Genomic DNA, 25,219 nt, shown 5'->3' on the forward strand with positions numbered 1-25,219 from the left:
TCCGGCGGGGCTCAGTTCGTGCTGAACCCCAGCGCCAGGTACTTCTTGTCGTTCGTCGAGGACGACTCACGCGGCTTGCTGATCATCAGCGCGGAGATGAACATCCGGCCGTTCCCGAAGAGGATCTCGGAGTAGTCCTCGCTGAAGGTGTCCTCCGCGTCGCGCACCGTCTTGTCCGACGGGTTCTCCATCAGCACCGTCGACTTCATCGTGCCGCCGTCGATGGAGACGATCTGCCCGCCCTTGTCGTACGGCGGAACCTTGTACGCGATGAGGTTGCCGCCGTCCATCCGCAGCGGGACCAGCGTGTAGCGGTCGCCTGCGTCCGCCTTCTCGGGGGTCGGCTTCCCGGTGGCCAGGTCGAACGAGACGATCTCGTTGGTCTCGTCGCCGTACTCCCCGGTGGAGCCCTCGTGCTCCTCGGTCGGCACGTAGAGCCGGTTGTTGCCGACGAGCACCTTGGTGCACTCCTCGACCGTGGTCGAGCGGCAGCGGCCCGCGAAACGGTCCGCGTTGGCGGCGATCTTCGCCTTCAGCTTGCCGGTCTTCTCGTCGATCGAGAAGAAGTCCGAGATGCCGCTGCCGTCACCGGCGGTGTCGCCGACGTCGGCGGCCACGACCAGGGGCTTGGTCGAGATGATCGACGCGTACTCCACACCCGTGGGCATCTTGTACTGCGAGATCGGCGCGCCCGTCGTCGGGTTGAGGTTCTGGATGATGACGTACCGGGCGTCGTACGAACCGCACTTGCGTGCCGCGACGAGACCCTCGCCGCCGCCGTATCCCATGTCGAAGCAGTTCTGGGCATCCGTCTGCGGCTTCCAGCGCGGGTTGCCGTTGGCCAGGTCGAAGGCGGCGCCGCCGTCCGTGCCGCCGGCCGCGACGGTCGTGCCGCTCAGCGTGACCTCGCTGAACCGCACCTTCTGGTCGCCGGCCGTACCCCCGGTGACCGACGTCGACCACACCAGCTTGCCGGCGGCCAGGTCGACCACGCCGACCTCGGTGCACTGCTGGTAGTACTTCGGCGGGACACGCTTGGTCGCCTCGAAGAGGATCGGCACCTTGTAGTCCGCCGTGACATGGCGGGAGGTGGCACAGACCTGGCCCGGCAGGGGCAGCGTCCACAGCACGCTGCCCTTGTCGAGGTCGTACGCGACGATCGAGTTGACGCCCGTCTTCACGAACGCCTTGTCCGTAATCCAGGAGCCGCCCACGTCCGTGAGGTCCGCGACCTTCGGCTCGGGCAGCTGGAAGGACAGCTTGGCCTGGGTGTCGGCGGGGACCTTCTCCTTGCCTTTGCCGCCGAGCCCGTTGCCCTTGTCCTGGCCCTGGCCCTGGGTCGAACCGGAGCCGCCCTTGGCGTTGTTGTTCTCCTCACCGCCACCGGAGTTGGCGTACCAGATGCCGCCGCCGACGATCAGCGCGACGGCGACCACGGCGGCGATGACGATCTGCATCTGCGCGGACAGCTTCTTGCCGCCGGCGGCCGGCACGGGCGCCTGCGGGTACTGCGGCTGGGTCGGGTAGCCGTACGGCGGCTGCTGGGGCTGCGGCTGCTGCGGGTATCCGTACTGCTGGGTCGGCGGCTGCTGGGGGTATCCGTACTGCGGCTGCGTGGGCGGCTGCTGCGGATAGCCGTACCCGGGGCCGGGCTGCTCGGGCGGCGGAGTCGGCGCGCCGAACCCACCCGGCGGGGGGTCCTGGGGCGCGCCGAAGCCCCCCTGGGGCGGGCCGGGCGGCTGGTTCGGCGGGGGGCCCGGGGGCTGGTTCGGCGGGGGCGGCGGTGGCTGCGTCATGGCGTGGGTACCTCTGAAGTGTCGGAAGGCGGGCGGGAATCGGTGCTACTTGCCGAAGGCCATCAGCGTCTCCTTCTCCCGCTCCTCGTCGTCGGTCGTGCCCACGATGAGACTCTGCACAAGGATGTACCGGCCGTCGACGTACAGTGCCGGGGAGGCGTAGTAGCGCGACTCGGCGCGCCCCGCGGCGCGCGGAACACGGAGCAGCTCGACGGCCTTGGTCGCGCCCGGCGCGACGGTGGCCAGCGAGCCGGGCTCGTCGAGCAGCGCCGCCATCCGGACGACCAGAGAGCCGCCCTCCATCCGCAGCGGCCAGGCCGTGCGTCCCGGCATCCCGGGAATGCGCCGGACCACCTTGCCGGTGCCGAGGTCGAAGGCGACGATCTCGTTGGCCTTGTCCTTGGACGCCCCGGCGGTGGCCATGTAGACGGTGGTGCCGTCCGCGACGACCTGACAGCGTTGCAGGTTGCCGTCGTGGGTGGACTCGTCCGCGCACCCTTCGGCGTACTGGCCGTCCCCCTTGAGCGACGTGCGCTTCGTTCCGTCCTCGTTGAGGACGACGATGCCGTGGCCGCCCTGGGCACGGTAGGTGGCCGAGACGACGAGCGGCCGTACGGAGAGGACGTGGTCCACCCGGTAGCCGACCGGGAGCCGGTACTTCCAGCGGGACTTGCCCGTCACCGGGTCCACCTCGTGGATCTCCTCCTGCGGCTTCTCCGCGTCGGAGGTCGGGCAGGAGACCGCGGCGACGAGCTTGGGGCCGCCCGCGTACGCGTACGGCTGGCACTCGCTCTTGTCCCACCGGCCGAACAGCTGCTTGCCGTCGCTGAGGCGGTAACCGGTGGAGTATCCGTGCCGGCCGAAGGTGACCGTGCCGCCGCTCATCGCGATCGAGTAGTCGCTCATGAAGTCGAAGTCACCCTCCTTCGCGACCTTCTGCTGCCAGCCGACCTTGCCGGCGCGCAGGTCGACCATCTGGAGCCGGCGGCACTCGTCCGTCTCCGCGTGGAGGCGGTCCTTGAGGGCGAGGGCGATCTTCCCGTCCTCGGAAGGCAGATGCGGCGCCTTGCAGACCTCGGTGTCCAGGGTCAGTCGCCACTTCACCGTGCCGTCCTTCACCGAATGAGCGGTGACCGTGCGGTACATGGCGGTGACGACGACGTCCCCGACGTGCCAGGGGCCGAAGACGAAGCCACCGAGCTGGGGCACGTCGATGTCGTTCTTGCGGACCCAGAGCACGGAGGCGTCACCGGGTGCGCGGCCCGCGTTGTAGCGGGCCGCGGCGGCGGCGTCCGGGGCGGGCGGACCCGAGGGCTTCGCCGTGGACTTCGTCGGGGCGGGACTCCCGCTCGGGGACGCCTTCTTGTCGTCCTTACGCCCGTCGCTGCCGCCGAGGGCGTACCAGGTCACGCCGCCGACGGCGAGCAGCGCCGCCACGACGGCCGCGATCACGGCGGTCGTGCGGCGCCCGCGGCCGCCGGGCGGCTGCGGCTGCGTCGGCGGTTGCTCCTGCGTCGGCGACGGGGGCGGTCCGTAGGGGCCAGGCTGCCCGCCGCCGTACGGGTTGAGTCGTCCGTACGGCCCGTGGGTCGGCGGGGGCGGGCCCGGCTGTTGCGGTGTCGTCATCGGATTCGGACAGCCCTCACTTGCTGAAGGCCATCATCGTCTTCGTTTCCTTCTCTTCCTTGTCGTTCGAGGCGCTCACCCGTCCGGCGGACACCACGAACGTGCCGTTGCCGTAGGCGTAGCCCGCGTCGTAGAAGGTGTTCTCGATCTGGGCCGTCGCCGCCGGGTGCTGGAGCAGGATCTTCGGCGTGCCGCCGGTCGGGGCGAGCGTGGCGACCGCGCCGCCGGTGTCGTACGAGGCGTCCATGTAGAGCAGGACGTCCGCACCCTCCATGCGCAGCGGGGTCATGGTCCGCTCGGCCGGGGCCGAGGCGCGCCACTTGGACTTGCCGGTGTTCAGGTCGAAGGCGACGACCGCGTTGGCGGTGCCGTAGGCGGCCTCGGTGGCCATGTAGAACGTGTTGGCGTCGGCGGCGACGCCGGTGCAACCCTGGAGGTTGCGGCCGAAGATGACGAGTCCGCCGCCGCACTTGGGCGCGTACTTGTCCTTGCCGCCCTCGATCTGGGAGCGGAGCTTGCCGTCCGGCGTGACGGCGAACACGGTCCACTTCTTCTCGTCACGCTGCTGGGCGGAGACGACCAGCGGGTTCACCGAGTAGATCTTGTCGACTTCCCAGTTGGGCTGGAGCTTGAAGGTCCACCGGGGCTTTCCGGTGTTCGGGTCGACCTCGCTGATCTGCTCCTGCTTGTTCTTGTAGTCGCTGGTGGGGCAGCTGGCGGCGGCGATCAGCTTCTGCCCGCCCGCGAAGGCGTACGGCTTGCAGCCGCTGGTCGGACCTGTGAAGAGGTCGCGCCCGTCGGCGAGGGAGTAGCCGTGCGAGTTGCCGGTGCCGGCCGCGGTCACCGTGTTGCCGCTGATGGCGATGGTGGTGTCGGACAGCGCGCTGAAGCCGGTGCCCTTGGGGACGGACTTCTTCCAGCCGACCTTGCCGGTCTTCAGATCGACCTTCTGCAGCTCGGTGCACTTGGCGCGGTCGCCCGCGCTGTCGTTGACTCCGATGACGAGGCTGCCGTCGGTGGCCGGCTCGGGCGCGGTCGTGCACAGCTCGAAGGGCAGGTCCAGGTGCCACTTCGCGGAGCCGTCGCTGAGGCTGTAGCCGTCGAGGCTCTTGTACATGCCCTTGACGACGACGTCGCCGACGATCCACGGGCCGAAGACGTCGGCGCCGTTGCGGGGCAGGTCGACGTTGTTCTTCAGCAGCCAGTTGATCTTCGCTTCGCCGGGCTTGCGGCCGGCGTTGAGGTCGTCCTCGGCGTTGCGGCCGTCGCCGCTGCCGTCGCCCTGGTCCACGGACTCGGTCGGCTTCGGGGCGCCGCTGGTCGCCGTCGGCTTGGCGACCGGCTCCTTCTCGTCGTCACCGCTGAGGGCGAACCAGGTGCCTCCGCCGATGACGAGGAGCGCCGCCGCGGCCGCGGCGATGATGACGCCGGGCTTGCCCTTGAAGGGGCCGCCCCCGGAGGGGGTGGGAGCGGCGGGGTACTGGGGCTGGGTCGGGTAACCGCCGTAGGGACCCGGCTGTTGGCCGTAGGGCCCCGGCTGTTGGGCGTACGGGCCGGGCTGCGGCTGCTCGCCGTACGGCCCCGGCTGCGGCTGCTGCGGGTAGCCGTAGCCGGGCTGCGGAGCCTGCTGCGGATAGCCGTAACCGGGCTGCGGCGGCTGGTTGTACGGACCGGGCGCGGCGGGCGGCGGCGTCTGCGGAGCCGGCGGCGTCTGCGGCGTCTGCGGCGGGGCCGGAGGCATCGGCGGGACGCCCTGGCTGCCCTGGTTCGGGTCCGGAGCGCCGAAGCCCGGCGGCTGGTTGCTGGGCGGCTGGGTCATCAGCGCGTTCCCCCTTGATGTGAGCGGGTTTTCTTTCTACCACTCAGGGGATGGCGCAAAAGCGACCGGTCCGCCCCTTGTTCCCAAGGGAGGACCGGTCCGTGATGCCGCCGTTACGCGTTCTGCACGGCTTCTCTACGCGTCCTCGGCCAGTTCCAGCCAGCGCATCTCCAACTCCTCGCGCTCCCCCGCCAGTTCCCGCAGCTCCGCGTCCAGCTTCGCGACCTTCTCGAAGTCCGTGGCGTTTTCGGCGATTTGTGCGTGCAGCTTGGCCTCCTTCTCGGAGACCTTGTCGAGCTGCCGCTCGACCTTCTGCAGCTCCTTCTTGGCGGCGCGCGCGTCGGCGGCGGAGACACCGGGCTTCTGCTGCGCGGTCTGCGCGGCGGCCGGAGCCGGTACTGACGCCTCGATCATCCTCTGGCGCCGCTCCAGGTACTCGTCGATGCCGCGCGGCAGCATCCGCAGCGTCTGGTCGCCGAGCAGCGCGAACGTCCGGTCCGTGGTGCGCTCGATGAAGAACCGGTCGTGGGAGATGACGACCATCGAGCCCGGCCAGCCGTCGAGGAGGTCCTCCAGCTGGGTCAGGGTCTCGATGTCCAGGTCGTTGGTGGGCTCGTCGAGGAAGAGCACGTTCGGCTCGTCCATCAGGAGGCGCAGCAGCTGGAGCCGGCGCCGCTCGCCACCGGAGAGGTCGCCGACCGGCGTCCACTGCTTCTCCTTGGAGAAGCCGAACTGCTCGCACAGCTGACCGGCCGTCATCTCCCGGCCCTTGCCGAGGTCGACCCGGTCCCGGATCTGCTGGACGGCCTCGAGGACCCGCAGCGTCCCGGGCAGCTCGGTGACGTCCTGGGAGAGGTAGGCGAGCCGTACGGTCTTGCCGACGACGACCTTCCCGTCGGCGGGCTGGATGTCGCCCTGGGTCACGGCCGCGTCTGCGAGTGCCCGCAGCAGGGAGGTCTTGCCGGCACCGTTGACACCGACCAGGCCGATGCGGTCGCCGGGCCCGAGCTGCCAGGTGAGGTGCTTGAGCAGCGTCTTGGGGCCGGCGGTGACGGTGACGTTCTCCAGGTCGAAGACCGTCTTGCCGAGGCGGGCGTTGGCGAACTTCATCAGCTCGGAGGTGTCGCGCGGCGGCGGCACGTCGGCGATCAGCTCGTTGGCGGCCTCGATGCGGTAGCGGGGCTTGGAGGTGCGGGCGGGGGCGCCGCGCCGCAGCCAGGCGAGCTCCTTGCGCATCAGGTTCTGCCGCTTGGTCTCCTCCGTGGCCGCGATGCGCTCGCGCTCGGCGCGGGCGAAGACGTAGTCGGAGTAGCCGCCCTCGTACTCGTGCACGTCACCGCGCTGCACGTCCCACATACGGGTGCAGACCTGGTCGAGGAACCAGCGGTCGTGGGTGACGCAGACGAGCGCGGAGCGCCGCTCCTGGAGGTGCTTGGCGAGCCAGGCGATGCCCTCGACGTCGAGGTGGTTGGTGGGCTCGTCCAGGACGATCAGGTCCTGGTCCTCGATGAGGAGCTTGGCGAGCGCGATCCGGCGCCGCTCGCCACCGGAGAGCGGCCCGATGATCGTGTCGAGGCCCTTCTCGAAGCCGGGCAGGTCGAGCCCGCCGAAGAGCCCGGTGAGCACATCGCGGATCTTGGCACTGCCGGCCCACTCGTGATCGGCCATGACGCCGATGACCTCGTGCCGGATGGTGGCCTTCGGGTCGAGCGAGTCGTGCTGCGTGAGCACCCCGAGCCGCAACCCGCCACTGTGCGTGACGCGGCCGGTGTCGGCCTCCTCCAGCTTGGCGAGCATCCGGATGAGGGTGGTCTTGCCGTCGCCGTTGCGGCCCACGACGCCGATCCGATCGCCCTCGGAGACGCCGAGCGAGACACCGTCGAGCAGGGCACGGGTGCCGTACACCTTGCTGACAGCCTCGACATTGACCAGATTGACGGCCACTTTGACTCCTGTACGGGGGGATGGATCGACGTCCAAGGGTAGACGCCGGGCCGGTGGGACGGCGTGCGGCGTTCCTCCGGGCTCCGTCCCCGCCCCGGGCACCCGCTAGCAGCGGGCGAGGCTGCCGCTCCCCCCGGTGGTCTTGTCGGCGAACACCCAGCCCTCGGTCTCCGTGCCCTGGATGCGGGCGTAGATCCACTTGTTGCCGTAGGCGTTGGTGACGTAGCAGTGGTAGTAGATCTTCACGCCGTCCTTGACCGCGGTCACCCAGCCGCACTCCGCGTACGGCCCGGTGTAGAGGTGGGAGTTCTGGGACAGGTAGCCGTAGCCGTCGCTGCGGTTCGAGTGGGCCCAGCCGGTGCAGGCCGTCGACACCGGGGCGGGCTCCTTCACCGTGGGGCTGGGCGTGGTCCCGGAGGTGCCGGACGGGGCCGCGGTCGGTGTTTCACCGCCGTTGCCGGGCGTCGGCGTGGGGCTTGCCTCGCTGCCCTCGTCCCCGCGACCGTCCGTCCCCTTCGACGGGGTGCCGGTCTGCGTCTCGCCGGGTGCCATGGACGTCAGGTCCCCCGGGGAGGTCGGGCCGTCGGCCGTGCCGCCCGTACCGGACATGTCGCCGTCGGCCGGGGCGCTCGCCGTGGGGCGCGCCGCGTTCGAGCCGCCGCCGCCCGTGTCTTGCCGCGTGTCCATCAGGGCGTAGGCGACCCCGCCTCCGGTGAGCACGGCGGCGGCCGCCACGGCGGCGACGGTGCGGGTGCGGCGGCGCGCGCGGACGGTCGCCGTACGGGTCTCGGAGCGGCTGCCGCCCCCGGCGGGTACGCCCGGCTGCATGCCCGGCTGCATGCCCGGCTGCATGCCCGGCTGCGGAAGGCCGGCGTGGGGGTGGGTCGGCGTGTAGGCGGCGCCCGCCGGCTGAGGGGCGGGGTGGGGGAACGGCGCGGCGGCAGGGCCGGGGAACGGCGGGGTGACGGGCAGCGGGGTCGGTGCCGGTACGGGGCCCGGCGCGAGGTTCATCGTCCCGCCGGCGGCGACGGCCTCCAGCATCTCGCGCGCCTGGGCGGCGTCCGGCCGGTGCTGCGGGTCCTTGGCCATCAGCGCCTGGAGCACCGGCGTGAGCGGTCCCGCTCGCCGCGGCTCCGGCAGCGATTCGCCGACGATCGCGGCCAGCGTGGACCACACCGATGTACGGCGGAAGGGCGAAGCGCCCTCCACGGCCGCGTACAGCGTCATGCCGAGCGACCAGATGTCCGACGCGGAACCCGGTTCCTGGCCCTGCGCGCGCTCCGGCGGCAGATAGTCGAGGGAGCCGACGATCTGACCGCTCTGGGTCAGCTTGGCCATGGCGTCGTCGCCGGAGGTCTCCATGGTGGCGATGCCGAAGTCGGTGAGCACGACACGGCCCCCACGCTCGAGCAGTACGTTGCCGGGCTTGACGTCCCGGTGCAGCACCCCGGCCCGGTGCGCCGCGTCGAGCGCGTCCATCAGCTTGGCGCCGATCGCGGCCGCTTCGCGCGGGTCCAGCGGGCCGCGCTCCGTCAGCACGTCGTCGAGGGAGGGCCCGTCGACCAGCTCCATGACGATGACCGGCAGCCCCCGCTCCTCGACCACGTCGTGCACGGTGACCACACCGCTGTGCCGGATACGGGCGGCGGCCTGCGCCTCCCGCTGCATACGGACCCGCAGATCGGCCAGTTCGGCCGGGGAGGCGTCGGTGTAGGCCCGCAGGACCTTGACGGCGACCTCGCGGTTCAGCAACTGGTCCACCGCCCGGGCGACCACACCCATGCCACCGCGACCGATCGTCGCGGTCACGCGGTATCGCCCGCCCAGAACCTCGCCGACCAGATCCGCGCCGTTCGCCCCCGTCACCTGTCACACCCCGTCCGTCGCACCGCTCAGATCCACCGCTTGGCTCACACCAGCCTAGGGGTACACGCTCGAACGGGTTCGCACGGCCCGCCCTCGGCGCGCAGGTGAGCCCCGGCGCGGGCCGCACCTCGACCGGTCGCCATACCGCCCCAACAGGCGTGACTGACAATGCATCTGATGTGAAGTCAGGATGTTTGTGCGTTCCGCCCACGACCCGCCCGTTCGACCAGGAGCCAGCCCGCCAGGGCCATCGCCACCGCCGCGGGGGCGGTGACCTCGACCGCGATCAGCGTCGCCGAGTGACCCTCCAGCAGGCCGCCGAAACCGACCATGGACAGGCCCAGGACGCCGAAGAGGGCCAGGGTGATGCCGAGGGCGGCGAGAAGGCCGCCCGAGCCCGTGGCGGGCGCCGTCGCGACGGGCCGTTCGAAGCGGCGGAAGGCGGCGACGAGCAGGGTCGTGAGGACGGCCGCGGCGGCGATACGGAGAGGGACCTGGGCCCACCAGGCGGCGCTCCCGGGCTCGGGGAGCCGCACGCCGACCGCCAGGAGCGTGCCGTACACCCCGAGCATCGCGGTCAGGTGCCAGAGGAACGCGGTCATCGCGATCCCGTTCGCGGCGACGACCTTGTGCCAGACGCCCGCCCGCGCGGCGAACCGGGCCCCGGGGCCTCGCAGCAGCTCCACCGCGCCGACGAGCCAGAGGCCGTGGCAGAGGAGGGCCAGGGTCGGCGGGGCCATGTTGGAGACCTTCTCGCCCGGCATCCCGACCATGGAGAGCGGGTACGGCCCGAGGGCGACGAGGAGGCCCGCGCCGAGCAGGCCGCCCGCGGCGAGGACGCCGGGCAGGCGGATCATCCCGTCGGCCCGGAGGAAGCCGAGCTGGTGGATCGCGAGCCAGACGAAGGCGAAGTTCAGGAACTCGACGAAGGGCACGTCGAGCGCGAACCGCAGGACGTCCACGGCGACCGCGCCGCCCGCGAGCGCGGCGAAGGCGCCCCAGCCCCACCGCTCGTGGAGCTTCAGGAGCGGCGGGGTGAACGCCACCATGGCGAGGTAGATGCCGATGAACCACAGCGGCTGGGTGACGAGCCGCAGCGCGACCCCGGTCAGCCCGTCGTCGTCGACGCCGAGGAGTTGGACCACCAGCGCGACGGCCCCCCACACCCCGACGAAGACCATCGTCGGCCGCAGCAGCCGCTGGAGCCGGGCGCGCAGGAAGGCGGCGTACTGGGGACGGGAGCGGTGGGCGAGGGCGTGCGAGAAGCCGCCGACGAAGAAGAACACCGGCATGACCTGGAACACCCAGGTCACCACCTGGAGCTCCGGCACGACGGCGAGCAGATTCCCCACGGACCCGTCGGCGGTCACCGCGGCCATCAGCCAGTGGCCGAGGACCACGACCCCGAGCGAGGCGACCCGCAGCAGGTCGACGTACCGGTCCCGCGTCGCGGGTGTGGCGGCGGCGAGCTCCCGCGCGCTGACTCCGCTGATTCCGCTGTTTCCCATACGCGTACGGTCCCGCGGACACCCCACGGGCCGTCAGGGCGCGGATACTCAACCGGCACCTGAGTACGGGCGCCCCCGACGCGGCAGTGCCAACTGGCCCCAAGCCGTCGGCCACGCGGGCGATCCCTCGGCCATGCCTCCCACCGACCTGGACTGACGCGTCGTCATCTTTCTTCTGGTGCCGGGCACCCGGCGCCTCGTGCCCGCCCCCCCCAAGGAGAGGCCCCCATGTCCCGACTCCCCCGCCTGGCCGCCGTCGCCACGGCCACCCTCGCGCTCACCGTCCTCGTGTCAGTCCCCACCTCGGCAAGCGAAGCGAGATGGGGGTCCTCCCGGCCATCGGTCGGGGGAGAGCCGACCGTGTCGGACCCACGCGTCGTCGCCCACTTCGACTTCGCCCAGGGGCAGACCGCGGAGAACATCGTCCTCGAACCCGACGGCTCCGCCATCGTGTCCTTCTCCAACGCCCGCCAGGTGGCCCGCGTCGACAAGCAGGGGACGGTCACGATCCTCGCGACCTTGCCCCCGGTGGCGAACCCGAACACCCCCGTCATCGGCGTGGCCGCGACCACGGGGGTCACGCGAGCCCACGACGGCACCATCTACGTCGTCTACGCCACCGGGACGAGCGAGACCGGCGTCTGGCGCATCGGGCCCGACGGCAGCGGCCCCGAACAGATCGCGGAGCTGCCGACCAACGGGTTCCCCAACGCCATCGACATCGACGAGGAGTGCGGCACGCTCTACGTCGCCGACTCGGTGCTCGGGACCGTGTGGAGCGTTCCGCAGGACGGCGGGCCGCGTACAGCCTGGGCGACGGGGACCGAACTCCAGCCGCTCCCCGCCCCCGACGGCCTCGTCGGCGCCAACGGCCTCAAGGTCCACAACGGCGCCGTGTGGGTGTCCAACACCGACCGGCAGACCCTGCTGCGCATCCCGATCCGCCACGACAAGACCGCCGGCGCGATCGAGACCAGGGCGACCGGGCTCAGCTGGATCGACGACTTCGACTTCACCGGTCGCGGAGACACGGTCCTCGCCGCGCTGATCATGGACAACCAGGTCGCCCTGGTGCGCCCCGACGGCACTCACAAGGTCGTCCTGACGGAACAGGACGGGCTCGACAACCCGACCGCGGTGGCGGTCGGCCACAAGAAGGTCTACGTGACCAGCGCGGCCTTCTTCAACCCGGTGAACCCGGACCCGAACCTCCTCCTGGCCCGCCTCAGCAAGGGCCACAAGTGACGTCCGACCCCCACAGGCCGGAGTCCGTGGAGGTCACGGCCTGGCGTTGACGGACGTGCGGTGGTCAGGTGAGGACGGTCGCGCCCGCCGCCGGAGAGGTGGCCGTCCGGGCCGTCCGGCAGGTGCCGGAGGCGATCAGGGCGGCCGCCACCGACTCCGCCGACTCCGCGTCCTTCACCAGGAAGGCCGTCGTCGGGCCCGAGCCCGAGACCAGGGCGGACAGGGCGCCGGCCGCGAGGCCCGCCTCCAGCGTCGCCGTCAGGGACGGGCGCAGGGAGACGGCGGCCGGCTGGAGGTCGTTGGCCAGCGCGCCGGCCAGGGCGCTCGCGTCGCCGGTGCGCAGGGCCTCCAGGAGGTCCGCGGAGGCGACCGGTTCGGGGACGGCGACGCCCTCGGTGAGCCGGTCGAACTCGCCGTACACCGCCGGGGTCGAGAGCCCGCCGTCGGCGACGGCGAACACCCAGTGGAACGCACCGCCGACCGGCAGCTCCGTCAGCTTCTCGCCGCGTCCGACGCCGAGCGCCGCCCCGCCGACCAGGCTGAACGGAACGTCGCTGCCGAGCTCGGCGCAGATCTCGAGGAGTTCGGCGCGCGAGGAGTTCAGACCCCACAGCGCGTCGCAGGCGAGCAGCGCGCCCGCGCCGTCCGCGCTGCCGCCCGCCATGCCGCCGGCGACCGGGATGTCCTTGGCGATGTGGAGGTGCACGTCCGGGGAGATGCCGTGCCGTGCGGCGAGCAGCTCCGCCGCGCGCGCGGCGAGGTTCGTCCGGTCCAGCGGAACCTTGTCCGCGTCCGGGCCCTCGCACGTGATCGTCAGCTCGTCGGCGGGCTCCGCCGTGACCTCGTCGTACAGGGACACGGCGAGGAAGACGTTCGCCAGGTCGTGGAAGCCGTCGGGGCGCGCCCCGCCGACCGCCAGCTGCACGTTGACCTTGGCGGGCACCCGCACGACGACACGCGTACCGGCGCTCACGCCTTCGCCTCCGCGATCCGCGCGAACTCCTCCACCGTCAGCGCCTCGCCCCGCGCCTGCGGCGAGATCCCGGCCTTCACCAGGGCCTCCTCCGCCGCCGCGGGCGAGCCCGCCCAGCCGGCGAGCGCGGCCCGCAGGGTCTTGCGGCGCTGCGCGAACGCCGCGTCGACCACCGCGAAGACCTCCGCCTTGGACGCGGTGGTCGCCACCGGCTCCGTACGGCGGACGAGAGAGACGAGACCCGAGTCGACGTTCGGCGCCGGCCAGAAGACGTTGCGGCCGATCGCGCCCGCCCGCTTCACCTCGGCGTACCAGTTCGCCTTCACCGACGGCACGCCGTACACCTTGTTCCCGGGCTGCGCCGCAAGCCGGTCGGCGACCTCCGCCTGGACCATGACCAGGGTGCGCTCGATCGTCGGGAAACGGTCCAGCATGTGCAGCAGCACGGGCACGGCCACGTTGTACGGGAGGTTCGCGACGAGCGCCGTGGGCGGCGGGCCCGGCAGCTCCTCGACGTGCATCGCGTCGGAGTGGACCAGCGCGAAGTGGTCCTTCTTCCGCGGCAGGCGGGCCGCGATCGTCGACGGCAGCGCGCCGGCCAGGACGTCGTCGATCTCGACGGCCGTCACCCGGTCCGCGGCCTCCAGGAGCGCCAGGGTCAGCGAGCCGAGCCCGGGGCCCACCTCCACGACCACGTCGTCGGGGCGCACCCCGGCCGTGCGGACGATCCGCCGGACCGTGTTGGCGTCGATGACGAAGTTCTGGCCCTTCTGCTTCGTGGGGCGCACGCCGAGGGCGGCGGCCAGTTCACGGATGTCGGCGGGGCCGAGGAGGGCGTCGGGGCCTTCGGGGCCGGTGGTGGTGCTCACCGGTACAGCCTACGGCTCACCGGTACAGCCTTCGGCCGCAGTGCGGCCACGGACTCGCTCCGCGCTGCACGTAGAGCTTCTTCGCCCGGTACGTCTGCTCCGCGGCGGGCGCGTTCTGGGCGACTCCGCTGCCGCCGAGGGAGCGCCAGGTGCCGGGGTCGAACTGGTAGAGCCCGCCGTACGTCCCCGAGGGGTCGACCGCGTTCGCCCGGCCGCCGGACTCGCAGGCCGCGAGCGCGCCCCAGTCGAGACCGTCCGCGCCGTCCACCGACGAGGGCAGCGGCTGGGTGCCGACCTTCACCTTCCGGCTGACGGGCTCCCGCACGATCTCCTCGCCGATCTTCTTCGGCTTCTGCCGGACGCCGTTGACGGTCCGCAGGGCGTAGGTGACGCGGCGCACGCCCTGCACCCCCTGGCGTTCGACGACCTCCATGCCCGCGAAGAGTTCGGGGTCACGCGTCTTCTCGACGGCGTACGCGATCGGCTCCTCCCGGATCTCCTTGGTGCCGGTGATCCGCATGACGGTGATCGTCTGGCCGTCGCGCGGGAAGGAGCTCGGCGGTACGGAGGTGGTGTCCTGGCCGGAGAGGGTGATCCCGGCCTCCTCGACGGCCTCGCGGACCGTGGCGGCGTTGGTGCGCAGGGTCCGTTCGCGGCCGTCGGCGAGGAGGGTGACGGTCCGCTCGGTGCGGACGTCCAGGGCGAGGCCCTGGCGGGAGATGGGGGCCGAGCGGGAGACCGAGAGATACGCGCCCTCTGCCCGGACCCCGAGCTGGCGCAGGGCTCCGTCGACGGTACGGGCCGTGGTCCACACCTGGCGGCGCTGCCCGTCGAGGGTGAGGGCGACGGGCCGGCCGTAGCGGACCACGACCGCGTCGCCGCTGGCCAGGTCCGCGTCGGGGGCGGGGGCGACGATGTCGTGGGAACCGACGGCGAGGCCCTCGTCGGCGAGGAGTTCGCCGACGTCGTCGGCGAAGGTGTGCAGGGTGCGCGGCACGCCGTCGACGGAGAGCCGGATCGCCTTGTCGTTGGCGACGAAGGCGCTGGTGCCGCCCGCGAGGAAGGCGACGACGAGGGCCTGCGGGACGATGCGCCGCAGCCCCTCGGCCGCGCCGGGGGACGCCTTGCGGCGGCGGGCGGCGCGCCGGGCCTCGGCACGGGTGCCCTGGCCGGGGACGACGAGGGGGGCCGCCTGGGTCGGCTGCTCATGGACGGAGACGTCCGACCGACGCCCGCCCCGCGCGGCGCGGTGACTTCCCTGCGAGTTGCTCACGAGGCCCGGACCCTAGCGGAGCCCCGGTCACTCTCCAAAGCGACCCGACTACTGCCCGTAACTGTTATTGATCAGTGATCTCAGTAGTCGAAGGCGCTGGCGGTGTTCACGGCGATCGCCTCGCAGAGCTCCTCCTCCGCGATCCCGCGCACGGCCGCCATCGCGCGCACGGTGACCGGGATCAGGTACGGGGCGTTCGGCCGTCCGCGATACGGCGCCGGGGTCAGGAACGGGGCGTCCGTCTCGACCAGGACGAGCTCCAGCGGGGCGACGGCGAGGGCGTCGCGCAGCGGCTGCGCGTTCTTGAAGGTCATGTTGCCGGCGAAGGACATGTAGTAGCCGTTCCTGGCGCAGATCGCGGCCATCTCGGCGTCGCCGGAGTAGCAGTGGAACACGGTCCGCTCCGGCGCGCCCTCCTCCTCCAGGACGCGGAGCACGTCGGCGTGGGCCTCGCGGTCGTGGATCACGAGCGCCTTGCCGTGCCGCTTGGCGATCTCGATGTGGGCGCGGAAGGAGCGCTCCTGGGCGGCCATGCCCTCGGGGCCGGTACGGAAGTAGTCCAAACCCGTCTCGCCGACGGCCCGTACGTACGGCAGGGCGGCCAGCCGGTCGATCTCGGCGAGCGCCTCGTCGAGCGCGGCGTCCCCGCCCGCCTCGCGGGCGCCCTGGCGGGACCAGCCGTCCGGGTCGCCGAGCACGATCCGGGGAGCCTCGTTGGGGTGCAGGGCGACGGCGGCGTGCACGTTCTCGTGCGCGGCGGCGGTCTCGGCGGCCCACTGGGAGCCCTTGAGGTCACAGCCCACCTGGACGACGGTGGTGACGCCGACGGCAGCGGCCTTGGTGAGGGCCTCCTCGACGGTGCCGGACTGCATGTCCAGGTGGGTGTGGGAGTCCGCCACGGGCACCAGGAGGGGCTCGGGCAGCGGCGGCGGGGCGTCCTTGGAACTCATGGCTCCGATCGTACGAGGGGCCATGAGTTCACTTGCGGTGGCCTACGGGCCGGGGCCGTGAAGGCTCGGCCACGAGGCCGGGGGCTGCGAAGCCTCGGCTACGGGGCCGGGGGCTTGCGGTGGAACAGATCCGCCAGACGCCGGCGGCGGGGCTCCTCGATGTGCACCGGACCGGGGACGTCCCGCTCCGGGCGCTCCTCGCGCTCCAGGTCCTGGCCGATCGGACCCGCCAGGCCGATCGGACCCGCCGGGGTGACCGGCCGACGCGGCGTCCCCGCCACGTTCGGATGATGGGTCTGTTCCCACGAGTCGAGGACCGAGGAAACCTGACCCGCGCGCATGATGCGGACGACATGGCCGCCGCAGTTCATGCAGGTCGGGCTGGACAGCGGCGAGGGGACCCGTTCGCCGCCGGCCTTGTAGACGATGAATTCCTGGCCGGCCGCGTCGACGTGGTGCTCGATGTCGTACGCCTGCTCCCAGCCGTACCCGCACCTCATGCAGGCGAAGGCGTACGCCTCGTGGGCGACGGGTATGCCGGTGCCGGTGATCTCGCTCATGCCAGCTCCTCTCCACCGACCAGTGGACGCCTTTTCGGGCCGGAGCGCATCAGCGCCGGTCGAACAATGGAATGCCCTTGGACCTTCCCTTGCTCTCAGGCCCTCGGAAGGCCCGCCGCACGGGTTTCGCTTTGCTTTTTACGATAGCTCTTTACCCTTTCCAGGGCCCTGCGCAGCCGCGTTCTTTGCCGCGACGACGGCATCGAAGACCTCGCGCTTGGGTAGGCCCGCCTCGGCGGCGACCGCCGCGATGGCCTCCTTGCGCCGCTCCCCCGCCTCCTCGCGCACCCGCACCCTGCGCACCAGCTCCTCGGCGTCCAGCTCGGCCGGCGCGGCCTCCGGGGCGCCCTCGACGACAACGGTGATCTCGCCCCGTACGCCCTCGGCGGCCCAGGCGGCCAGTTCGCCGAGGCCGCCGCGCTTGACCTCCTCGTACGTCTTGGTGAGTTCGCGGCAGACGGCGGCCCGGCGCTCGGCGCCGAAGACCTCGGCCATCGCGGCGAGGGTGTCGTCGAGGCGGTGCGGGGCCTCGAAGTAGACGAGGGTCCTGCGCTCCTTCTCGACCTCACGGAGCCGGCCGAGCCGCTCGCCGGCCTTGCGGGGCAGGAAGCCCTCGAAGCAGAAGCGGTCCACGGGCAGCCCGGACAGGGCGAGCGCGGTCAGCACGGCGGAGGGGCCGGGGACGGCGGTGACCTTGATGTCCTGTTCGACGGCGGCCGCGACGAGCCGGTAGCCGGGGTCGGAGACGGACGGCATGCCGGCGTCGGTGACGAGCAGCACCCGCGCGCCGCCGACGAGCGCCTCGACCAGCTCGGGCGTACGGGCGGACTCGTTGCCCTCGAAGTAGGAGACGACCCGCCCCGAGGTGTGCACACCGAGGGCGCGGGTCAGGCCGCGCAGCCGCCGGGTGTCCTCCGCCGCGACGATGTCGGCGGTCTCCAGCTCGGCCGCGAGCCGCGGCGGAGCGTCCGCGATGTCCCCGATGGGAGTCCCTGCAAGTACCAGCGTTCCTGTCACATGGGTCATCCTCGCAGCCCGGACAGGCGACTCGCACAGGCGCGTTCCCTACGATGGCGCGGTGACCAGTACCGCACCCGAGGCCCTGCAGGGTCAGCACGTCGTGGAAGAGCCCCCGTCGTGGCAGCAGCGTCTGCGGCGCTTCGGCTACGCACCGCCCGCCGGAAAGGCGGCGGGGCCGGGGCTGCGCGAGCGTCTCGTACCGCCGTACACGCGTCCGTCGGAGCGGCTGTGGTCGCTGCTCGGCGTCTCCGCCGGGGCCGCGGACCGCATCTGGCGGCTCGCCGCCTGGGGCGGGCCGCTGCTCGTGGCGCTGCTGGCCGGGCTGCTGCGGTTCTGGAACCTGGGCAAGCCGAACGCGGTGATATTCGATGAGACGTACTACGCGAAGGACTCCTGGGCGCTGATCAACCAGGGGTACGAGGGGGCGTGGCCGAAGGACATCGACAAGACGATCCTCAGCGACCCCGACTCGGTCCTGATCCCCACCGAACCGGGCTATGTGGTCCATCCGCCGATGGGCAAGTGGGTCATCGGCCTGGGCGAGAAGATCTTCGACTTCACGCCGTTCGGCTGGCGGTTCATGGTGGCGCTGCTCGGCACGCTGTCGGTGCTGATGCTCTGCCGGATCGGGCGGCGGCTGTTCCGCTCCACGTTTCTGGGGTGTCTGGCCGGTCTGCTGCTCGCGGTGGACGGCCTGCACTTCGTGATGAGCCGGACGGCGCTGCTCGACCAGGTGCTGATGTTCTTCGTGCTGGCCGCCTTCGGCTGTCTGGTGGTCGACCGGGACTGGGCACGCCGGAAGCTGGCGGGGGCCCTTCCTGAGGACGAGGAAGGGGTCCTGCGGCCGGACGCGGACATCGCGGAGACCCTGCGGCTCGGCTGGCGGCCGTGGCGGCTCGCGGCCGGGGTGTCGCTGGGGCTCGCGGCGGCGACCAAGTGGAACGGTCTGTACGTCATGGCCGCGTTCGGTCTGATGGCGGTGCTGTGGGACGTGGGCGGCCGCCGCACGGCCGGCGCGGTCCGGCCGTACGCCGCGGTGCTGCGGCGCGACCTGGTGCCGGCGTTCGTCTCGGTGGTGCCGGTCGCGATCGTCACGTACCTGGTCTCGTGGACGGGCTGGATCGTCACGGACAAGGGGTACTTCCGCAATTGGGCGGCCGAGCAGGACAAGGTGAACGGCGGCGGGACCTGGGCCTTCCTGCCGGACTGGCTGCGCAGCCTGTGGCACTACGAGACGGAGGTCTACAAGTTCCACGTGGGCCTGAACTCGCCGCACACGTACGAGTCGAACCCGTGGAGCTGGATCGTCCTGGGCCGCCCCGTCTCGTACTTCTACGAGTCCCCGGCGCCGGGAACGGCGGGCTGTCCGGCGAACGCGACGGAGAAGTGCGCCCAGGAGGTCCTGGCGCTCGGCACCCCGCTGCTGTGGTGGGCGGCCTGCTTCGCGATCCTGTACATCCTGTGGCGCTGGTTCTTCCGCCGGGACTGGCGGGCGGGCGCGATCGCGTGCGGCATCGCGGCGGGCTGGCTGCCGTGGATGCTCTATCAGGAACGCACCATCTTCCTTTTCTACGCGGTGGTGTTCGTGCCGTTCCTGTGCCTGGCGGTGACGATGATGATCGGCGCGATCATCGGCCCCCCGGGCTCCTCGGAAAGGCGTCGCACATTCGGGGCGGTGGGGGCGGGAGTTCTCGTTCTCCTCATCGTCTGGAATTTCATCTACTTCTGGCCGATCTACACGGGCACGTCGATTCCGATGGACCAGTGGCGGAACCGGATGTGGCTCGACACCTGGGTCTAGCGGGGCAGGAACACCGAGAGGGCACGGCCGACGGTCGCGCCCTCTCGGCGATTGTCGTTCGATAACCTTCCGCGGTTGGGCTATCGAGCGGCGACAGAGCTTTGGGGGCGGAGTGCAGCCGGACAGTGGACCAGGGGGCGGTCTCAGCCCGAGGGAGGCGGCGACTCTCCTGCTGGACAAGATCGGTCAGGGCACCGGCTACGCCCGCGGCAAGAAGAAGCGGTTCGGTCGGAGCGCCTCCGCCACCAAGGTGGCGACGCTCGGACTGTCCGCCGCGTCCACCGTCATCCTGGGTCTGCAGAATCTCGACGCGTGGGCCGGTCTCGCCCTGGCCTGTGTGGCGCTGGTGACGCTGCTGGGGGCCATCGAACCGTTCTTCAACTGGCGCTCCCGGTGGGTTCTGATGGAGGAAGCGCAGTACCGGTTCCAGCGGCTTGCCGATGACCTCGAATACCTCGTGGCATCCACGCCGGCCGAGCAGCTCACGTTCGATCAGCTGAACGAGATCTTCGGTCGGTACCAGGCGATCTGGGACGACCTGAGCCGCAACTGGCTGGAGCATCGTCGGGCGCCCGCGCCGTCGAACCGCGCCCAGTAGACCGGAGCCGTGAGTCGGCTCCGGGTGAAGGTGAGTACGGGTACTCATGTGCGCGGTGCCCGGCAGCCCGGATCGTGCCTGCATGCGATCAACTCCCTTGCTGAAGTCCGTGTTGGCGGCCGCGCTCGGCTGCATGGCGCTGTCCGGCTGCGGCACGCAGAACGCCGCCGACCAGGTCCCCGCGGGCACCACCGTGTCGGCCACGACTCCGGCCGCGACTCCGCCGGGCGGCGACGATCCGGAGATGCGGTTCCTCGCGTTGCTGGGCCGCGTCATGCAGGACTGCGCTCCGGAGGCCCCCAAGGACAAGGGCGGCGACGGCGTGCCCGCGCCCGAGGATCTGCCGGGTTTCGAGAGTGCGCCCACACCGAGGTACGGGCCGGGCGAGACGCCGCCCGGTGTGCCGAACGCCGACGGGGACATACCGGTTCCCCTGCCTTCGGACGCGGCCGCGCCGCCGGAGTCGGCCCCGTCCCCCGCCAAGCCCGCGTCGCTCGAGGAAGTGCCGCTGAACCCTGCCGAGAAGTGCAGCGGCGACAAGCACGCACAGCGCGTCGGCGAGGCGTTCAAGAACACGGGGACCACCGGCTACGAGGCGATGCACAAGAAGCTGACCGGCCTGGACTACCCGGCGGCACGGATCCACCGGATGCCGGACCGGGCGGGCGCGCCCCGGGCACGGGTCGACCTGCGCATGATGGGCGGCCACCAGGTGTTGGAGGTCACCGGCACCGCCGGCGGGGTGACCGTCGAGGTGTTCGGTGCTCCGGAGACGGAGGACGTGAACGTGGCCGCGGTGAAGCGGAGTTCGACCCCGGACGCGCCCACGTCCTGACCGGCCCAAACAGGTCGGGTGTGATCAATGTTGCTCGACACCTGCGTGTGACGCTGGTTGACTATGCAAACTTTTGGGGCTTCTGGGGAGGGGACCAACTGAGATGCGCAGTGGAGCGAAGGTCGCGATAGTCGGAGGAGTCTTCGTCGTCGTCGCGAGCGGCGTCGGGTACGGGGGCTACAACCTCTGGCAGGGGATCAACGGGGGCTCGGACATCGGCACCCGGTCCGGCGGAACCGAGGAGAAACGGTCCGGGCCCGTCACGGAGGACGAGGTCGAGAACGCGGCCAAGGAGTTCCTGGCCGCCTGGGCGGCGGGTGAGTCCGACCGGGCCGCGCAACTGACCAACAACCCCGTCGAGGCCGGGCCGGCCGTGCTGAACTACCGCGAGGGCGCGAAGATCTCCGGGGCGCAGATCACCCCGGGGAAGGCAGCCGGCGCGAAGGTGCCGTTCACGGTGGTCGCCACGGTGACGTACGAGGGGCAGACGAAGCTCTGGACGTACACCTCGGAACTGACCGTCGTACGCGGGCTGACCACCGGGCGGGCGCTGGTCGACTGGACGCCGGCCGTCATCCACCCGAAGCTCACCAAGAACACGACCCTGCGCACCGGCGCGGCGAAGACCGGCGGCATCAAGGCCGTCGACCGCAAGGGCGTCGAGCTGACGAAGGAGAAGTACCCCTCGCTCGGCCCGATCCTGGACCAGCTGCGCGAGAAGTACGGGAGGAAGGTCGGCGGCGAGCCGGGTATCGAGACCGTCGTCCAGTCCGGCACGGAAGGCGTCCCCGACACCACCCTCATCACACACGTCCCAGGGAAGCCCGGTCGTCTGCAGACGACCATCGACGCGACCGTCCAGGCGGCGGCCGAGCGGGCCGTGAAGCAGTACGGTCAGGCGTCGGTCGTGGCGGTCAAGCCGTCCACGGGCGAGGTGCGGGCGGTCGCCAACAGCCCGGCGGCGGGCTTCAACACGGCGTTCGAGGGCAAGCAGGCGCCCGGCTCGACCCTGAAGATCGCCACGGCGGCGCTGCTCCTGGAGAAGGGGCTCGTCAAGGCCGACCAGGCCACCGAGTGCCCCAAGAACGCCATGTACTACGGACGGACCTTCCAGAACCTCGAAGGCTTCGCACTCGGCGACGTCTCCTTCTCACGGAGCTTCGCCCGGTCCTGCAACACCGCCTTCATCAAGAAGATCGACGACGTGGGTGACGACTCCGCGCTCGGCAAGGAGGCCCGGGACGTCTTCGGGATCGGTCTCGACTGGAAGACGGGCATCACGTCCTTCGACGGCTCCATTCCCGAGGAGAAGGGCGGCGAGGCAGCGGCGCAGTACATCGGCCAGGGCACGGTGCAGATGAACGTGCTCAACATCGCCTCGATCACCGCCACCGCGAAGTACGGGACGTTCAAGCAGCCGTTCCTCGTGTCCCAGGAGCTGGACGGCCGGACGTTCGCCGAGGCCTCGCGCTCGCTGCCCGGCTCGGTGGCCCGCCAGCTGCGCGCGATGATGCGGGCCACGGCGACCGGCGAGGGAACCGGCGCGAAGGCGATGGCGTCGGTCGGCGGGGACAAGGGCGCGAAGACGGGTTCGGCGGAGGTCGGCGGTCAGGAGACCTCCAACAGCTGGTTCGCCGGCTACTCCGACGACCTGGCGGCCGCGGCCGTCGTGCAGGAGGGCGGGCACGGCGGGGACGCGGCGGGCCCGGTGGTCGCGAGCGTGCTGAAGGCCGGCTAGCGGGTGTCCGGCGGACCAGGGTCGGCCATGGTCCGCCGGCCAGGCCGAGCGGCGGGAAACGTGCTCGCGTGGCCCGTACACGTACCGCTAGCGTGCGGGCCATGACCGAATCGCTCGCGCACCCCCAGTTCGCCGAGGCCCTGCAGGAGCTGGGCCTCGACGTCGAGATCCGCCGCTTCCCGGACGAGACCCGCACCGCCGCCCAGGCCGCCGATGCCATCGGCTGCGAGGTCTCCGAGATCGTCAAGTCCCTGATCTTCGCGGCGGACGGGGTCCCGGTCCTGGTCCTGATGGACGGCTCCTCGCGGGTCGACGTGGAGCGGGTGCGCGAGGAGCTGGGCGCCGAGGCCGTGACCCGGGCCGACGCGAAGGTCGTACGGGAGACCACGGGGTACGCGATCGGGGGTGTCCCGCCGTTCGGGCACCGCACCCGGACCCGGGTCCTGGCCGACCGGGGGCTGCTCGACCACGACGTGGTGTGGGCGGCGGCCGGCACCCCGCACACGGTGTTCGCGCTGGACCCGAAGTCCCTCGTCGCCCACGCGGGCGGCGCGCTGGTGGACGTCCGCGAGCGGACTCAGTGACCCCCCTGGTCGCGGCGGCGGTGCTGATCGCCGCCGTGACACACGCCAGTTGGAACGCCATCGCCCACACGATCCGCGACCAGCTGCTCTCCTTCACGCTGATCGCCGGCGGCGGGGCGCTGATCGGGGCCGTGGCGGCCTTCTTCGTACCGCTGCCCGCGGCCGGGGCGTGGCCGTACCTGATCGCGTCGGCGGTTCTGCACGTGGGCTACATGGCCCTGCTCATGCGGTCGTTCACGCTCGGCGACTTCGGCCAGATGTACCCGATCGCGCGGGGTACGGCCCCGCTGGCCGTCACATTCCTCGCGGCCGCCTTCGTCGACGAGGTCCCGGACGGCTGGCAGCTCACCGGGGTCGCGTTCGCCTGCGCGGGCCTGACGGGTCTGGCCCTGTGGGGAATACGGGGCTCCGGCCGCCGCCCCGACTGGCCGGCGCTGCTCGCGGCCGGGGCGACGGGCCTGGCCATCGCCGGCTACACCGTCGTCGACGGCGTCGGCGTCCGCGCCTCGGGCACCCCGCTCGGCTACATCGCCTGGCTGATGCTCCTGCAGGGCACGGCCATCCCGGCGTACGCCCTGTGGACCCGCCGGTCCGCACTCCTCCCCCAACTCCGGCCGCACGCCGCCCGGGGACTGCTCGGGGCGGCGCTGTCGACCGCCGCCTACGCCCTGGTCCTCTGGGCCCAGACGAAGGCGGCCCTGGCCCCGATCGCGGCCCTGCGGGAATCCTCGATCATCGTGGGCGCGGCCATCGGTGCACTGTTCTTCAAGGAGCGCTTCGGGGGGCCGAGGGTGGCCGCGGCCGGGCTGATGGTGGTGGGCATCGGGCTGATGCTGCACACGAGTTGACCCCGGGGGACCGCTGCGCGTGCGGGGCGGGGGCCGCCCGAGCTACTCCCCCAGCACCTCGGCGAAGTGGGTGTTCACAGCGAGCAGCCCGCCGTCCACCCGGAGCGTCGTCCCGGTGATCCAGGCCGCGTCCGCGGAGGCGAGGAAGGCGACCGCGGCGGCCACGTCCTCGGGGGTGCCGACGCGGCCCGATCACAGCACCGACCGCACCGCCCGCACCAGCGCCTGGGCGCGCGGGTCGGCCGTGACCGTCTTGCGCATGCCGTTCGTCACGTAGCCGAGGGCGATGCCCGATTCGGGGTCGGCGAAGCCCAGGGAGCCGCCGCGGCCGGGGTGGCCGAAGGAGGTGGGGCCGAGGAGGGGGGAGGCCGGGCCGTGGAGCATGTGGCCGAGGCCGAAGCGGGTGCCGACCATCAGGACGCGGTCGGGGCCCGCCGACTCCTCGGTGCGGGCGAGCGTCAGGGTCGCCGGGGCGAAGAGGCGGGCGCCGCCGTCGACCGGGCCGAGGGTGGCGGCGTAGAAGCGGGCCAGCGCGCGGGCGGTGGAGACACCGGCCGAGCCGGGCAGTTCGGCCGCCCGGTACAGCGGGTCGTTCTCGTCGGGCTTGGGGTCGATCGCCCCGAAGGCGCGCCGCGTGAGCGACTCGGAGTCGCGGTAGGCCTCGGTCACCGAGCGCTTGGGGCGCAGCTTCAGGGCCCCGCTGTCGGGCGGCTCGATCTCCTCGACCGGGCCGAGGCGGCCGGCCCGGTGGGCCTCCTCGGGCGGCAGACCTATCCAGAGGTCGAGGCCGAGCGGGCGGGCGATCTCCTCGGCGACCCAGCGGCCGATGGTGCGGCCGGTGACCCGGTGGACGAGGCCGCCGAGCAGCCAGCTGAAGGTGTGGGCGTGGTAGCCGTGCGCGGTGCCGGGCTCCCAGACGGGCGCCTGGGCGGCGATCGCCCGCTGCGCGGTCTCCGGGTCGAGGGCCTCCGCGAGGGTCAGCGGACGGTCCAGGACCGGCACGCCGGCCCGGTGCGCGAGCAACTGCCGTACGCTCACCCGGTCCTTGCCGGCCGCCTTGAACTCCGGCCAGTACGTGCCGACCGGGGCGTCCAGGTCGAGCTGCCCGCGCTGGTGCAGGAGCAGCGGTACGGCCGCCGCGACCCCCTTGGTGGCCGAGCGGACGACCTGGGCGGTGTCGATGGCCCAGGGGACCTCGCCGTCGACATCGCGGGTCCCGGCCCACAGGTCGACGACCTTCACGCCGTCGCGGTAGACGGCGACCGCCGCGCCCCGCTCGCCGCGGTGCTCGAAGTTGCGCAGGAACGCGTCCCTGACCGGCTCGAATCCAGCCGCCACCGTGCCCCGGACGTCCACGTCCCACACT

General features: G+C 71.9%; 20 protein-coding genes and 1 pseudogene. 7 read left to right on the forward strand and 14 right to left on the reverse strand.

The window, feature by feature from the left end; genetic code table 11:
* Positions 1 to 11 precede the first annotated feature (11 nt).
* The 6 genes from ABZ939_RS14545 to ABZ939_RS14570 all read right to left on the reverse strand — a co-directional run bounded on the left by ABZ939_RS14545 (position 12) and on the right by ABZ939_RS14570 (position 10,559).
* Positions 12 to 1,796, reverse strand: coding sequence for a PQQ-binding-like beta-propeller repeat protein (locus tag ABZ939_RS14545; RefSeq protein ID WP_361853547.1), 1,785 nt, complete (start codon positions 1,794 to 1,796; stop codon positions 12 to 14).
* Between the two features lie 45 nt (positions 1,797 to 1,841).
* Positions 1,842 to 3,422, reverse strand: coding sequence for a PQQ-binding-like beta-propeller repeat protein (locus ABZ939_RS14550; RefSeq protein WP_361853550.1), 1,581 nt, complete (start codon positions 3,420 to 3,422; stop codon positions 1,842 to 1,844).
* Between the two features lie 16 nt (positions 3,423 to 3,438).
* Positions 3,439 to 5,241 carry a PQQ-binding-like beta-propeller repeat protein gene (locus tag ABZ939_RS14555; RefSeq protein WP_361853553.1) on the reverse strand — a complete coding sequence of 601 codons (1,803 nt, stop codon included), beginning with the start codon at positions 5,239 to 5,241 and terminating at the stop codon, positions 3,439 to 3,441.
* A gap of 135 nt (positions 5,242 to 5,376) precedes the next feature.
* The gene (locus ABZ939_RS14560) at positions 5,377 to 7,185 is read right to left on the reverse strand and encodes an ABC-F family ATP-binding cassette domain-containing protein (protein WP_361853555.1); all 1,809 of its coding nucleotides are present in this window, start codon (positions 7,183 to 7,185) and stop codon (positions 5,377 to 5,379) included.
* Positions 7,186 to 7,290: 105 nt separating this feature from the next.
* Entirely contained in the window at positions 7,291 to 9,051 is a 1,761-nt protein-coding gene (locus ABZ939_RS14565; protein WP_361853558.1) for a protein kinase, read from the reverse strand.
* Positions 9,052 to 9,236: 185 nt separating this feature from the next.
* Positions 9,237 to 10,559 carry an acyltransferase gene (locus tag ABZ939_RS14570; protein WP_361853561.1) on the reverse strand — a complete coding sequence of 441 codons (1,323 nt, stop codon included), beginning with the start codon at positions 10,557 to 10,559 and terminating at the stop codon, positions 9,237 to 9,239.
* A 228-nt stretch (positions 10,560 to 10,787) separates the two neighbouring features.
* Here ABZ939_RS14570 and ABZ939_RS14575 point away from each other — a divergent pair, with 228 nt between their 5' ends.
* Positions 10,788 to 11,804 (forward strand): hypothetical protein, encoded by a 1,017-nt coding sequence (locus tag ABZ939_RS14575; RefSeq protein ID WP_361853564.1) that lies wholly within the window; start codon positions 10,788 to 10,790, stop codon positions 11,802 to 11,804.
* Between the two features lie 64 nt (positions 11,805 to 11,868).
* On the opposite strand, the gene ABZ939_RS14580 is transcribed toward ABZ939_RS14575, so the two are convergent.
* The 6 genes from ABZ939_RS14580 to rsmI all read right to left on the reverse strand — a co-directional run bounded on the left by ABZ939_RS14580 (position 11,869) and on the right by rsmI (position 17,455).
* Positions 11,869 to 12,777, reverse strand: a complete 909-nt coding sequence (locus ABZ939_RS14580) for a 4-(cytidine 5'-diphospho)-2-C-methyl-D-erythritol kinase (RefSeq protein WP_361853567.1) — start codon at positions 12,775 to 12,777, stop codon at positions 11,869 to 11,871.
* Entirely contained in the window at positions 12,774 to 13,646 is an 873-nt protein-coding gene (gene rsmA, locus ABZ939_RS14585) for a 16S rRNA (adenine(1518)-N(6)/adenine(1519)-N(6))-dimethyltransferase RsmA (RefSeq protein ID WP_361853569.1), read from the reverse strand. Before rsmA ends, ABZ939_RS14580 begins: the two co-directional genes overlap by 4 nt.
* A gap of 16 nt (positions 13,647 to 13,662) precedes the next feature.
* A complete protein-coding gene (locus ABZ939_RS14590) occupies positions 13,663 to 14,919 on the reverse strand; it encodes a ubiquitin-like domain-containing protein (protein ID WP_361853572.1) in 1,257 nt (418 codons plus the stop codon).
* Between the two features lie 80 nt (positions 14,920 to 14,999).
* Positions 15,000 to 15,869, reverse strand: a complete 870-nt coding sequence (locus ABZ939_RS14595; protein WP_361853575.1) for a TatD family hydrolase — start codon at positions 15,867 to 15,869, stop codon at positions 15,000 to 15,002.
* A 98-nt stretch (positions 15,870 to 15,967) separates the two neighbouring features.
* Positions 15,968 to 16,429 (reverse strand): hypothetical protein, encoded by a 462-nt coding sequence (locus ABZ939_RS14600; RefSeq protein WP_361853578.1) that lies wholly within the window; start codon positions 16,427 to 16,429, stop codon positions 15,968 to 15,970.
* A 138-nt stretch (positions 16,430 to 16,567) separates the two neighbouring features.
* Positions 16,568 to 17,455 (reverse strand): 16S rRNA (cytidine(1402)-2'-O)-methyltransferase, encoded by an 888-nt coding sequence (rsmI, locus tag ABZ939_RS14605; RefSeq protein ID WP_361853581.1) that lies wholly within the window; start codon positions 17,453 to 17,455, stop codon positions 16,568 to 16,570.
* A gap of 52 nt (positions 17,456 to 17,507) precedes the next feature.
* Here rsmI and ABZ939_RS14610 point away from each other — a divergent pair, with 52 nt between their 5' ends.
* The 6 genes from ABZ939_RS14610 (at position 17,508) to ABZ939_RS14635 (ending at position 23,853) form a co-directional block, all read left to right on the forward strand.
* Positions 17,508 to 19,250: a phospholipid carrier-dependent glycosyltransferase gene (locus tag ABZ939_RS14610; protein ID WP_361853584.1), complete on the forward strand. Its 1,743-nt coding sequence runs from the start codon at positions 17,508 to 17,510 to the stop codon at positions 19,248 to 19,250.
* Positions 19,251 to 19,362: 112 nt separating this feature from the next.
* Entirely contained in the window at positions 19,363 to 19,848 is a 486-nt protein-coding gene (locus tag ABZ939_RS14615; protein ID WP_361853587.1) for an SLATT domain-containing protein, read from the forward strand.
* An 82-nt stretch (positions 19,849 to 19,930) separates the two neighbouring features.
* Entirely contained in the window at positions 19,931 to 20,683 is a 753-nt protein-coding gene (locus ABZ939_RS14620; protein ID WP_361853590.1) for a hypothetical protein, read from the forward strand.
* Positions 20,684 to 20,786: 103 nt separating this feature from the next.
* Positions 20,787 to 22,421, forward strand: a complete 1,635-nt coding sequence (locus ABZ939_RS14625; protein WP_361853592.1) for a penicillin-binding transpeptidase domain-containing protein — start codon at positions 20,787 to 20,789, stop codon at positions 22,419 to 22,421.
* 101 nt (positions 22,422 to 22,522) lie between these two features.
* On the forward strand, positions 22,523 to 23,005 hold the full coding sequence (locus ABZ939_RS14630) for a YbaK/EbsC family protein (protein WP_361853595.1): 483 nt from the start codon (positions 22,523 to 22,525) through the stop codon (positions 23,003 to 23,005).
* Positions 23,002 to 23,853, forward strand: a complete 852-nt coding sequence (locus ABZ939_RS14635) for a DMT family transporter (RefSeq protein WP_361853598.1) — start codon at positions 23,002 to 23,004, stop codon at positions 23,851 to 23,853. Before ABZ939_RS14630 ends, ABZ939_RS14635 begins: the two co-directional genes overlap by 4 nt.
* 42 nt (positions 23,854 to 23,895) lie before the next feature.
* Here the strand turns inward: ABZ939_RS14635 and ABZ939_RS14640 are convergent.
* Positions 23,896 to 24,042: pseudogene (locus ABZ939_RS14640) on the reverse strand (SDR family oxidoreductase); the annotation flags it as partial.
* Between the two features lie 3 nt (positions 24,043 to 24,045).
* Complete coding sequence (locus tag ABZ939_RS14645) at positions 24,046 to 25,209, reverse strand: serine hydrolase domain-containing protein (RefSeq protein ID WP_361853601.1); 1,164 nt, start codon at positions 25,207 to 25,209, stop codon at positions 24,046 to 24,048.
* Positions 25,210 to 25,219: the final 10 nt, after the last annotated feature.

Source organism: Streptomyces sp. NPDC046712, from assembly GCF_040645695.1.
In the GTDB taxonomy this organism is placed as follows: Bacteria; Actinomycetota; Actinomycetes; order Streptomycetales; family Streptomycetaceae; genus Streptomyces.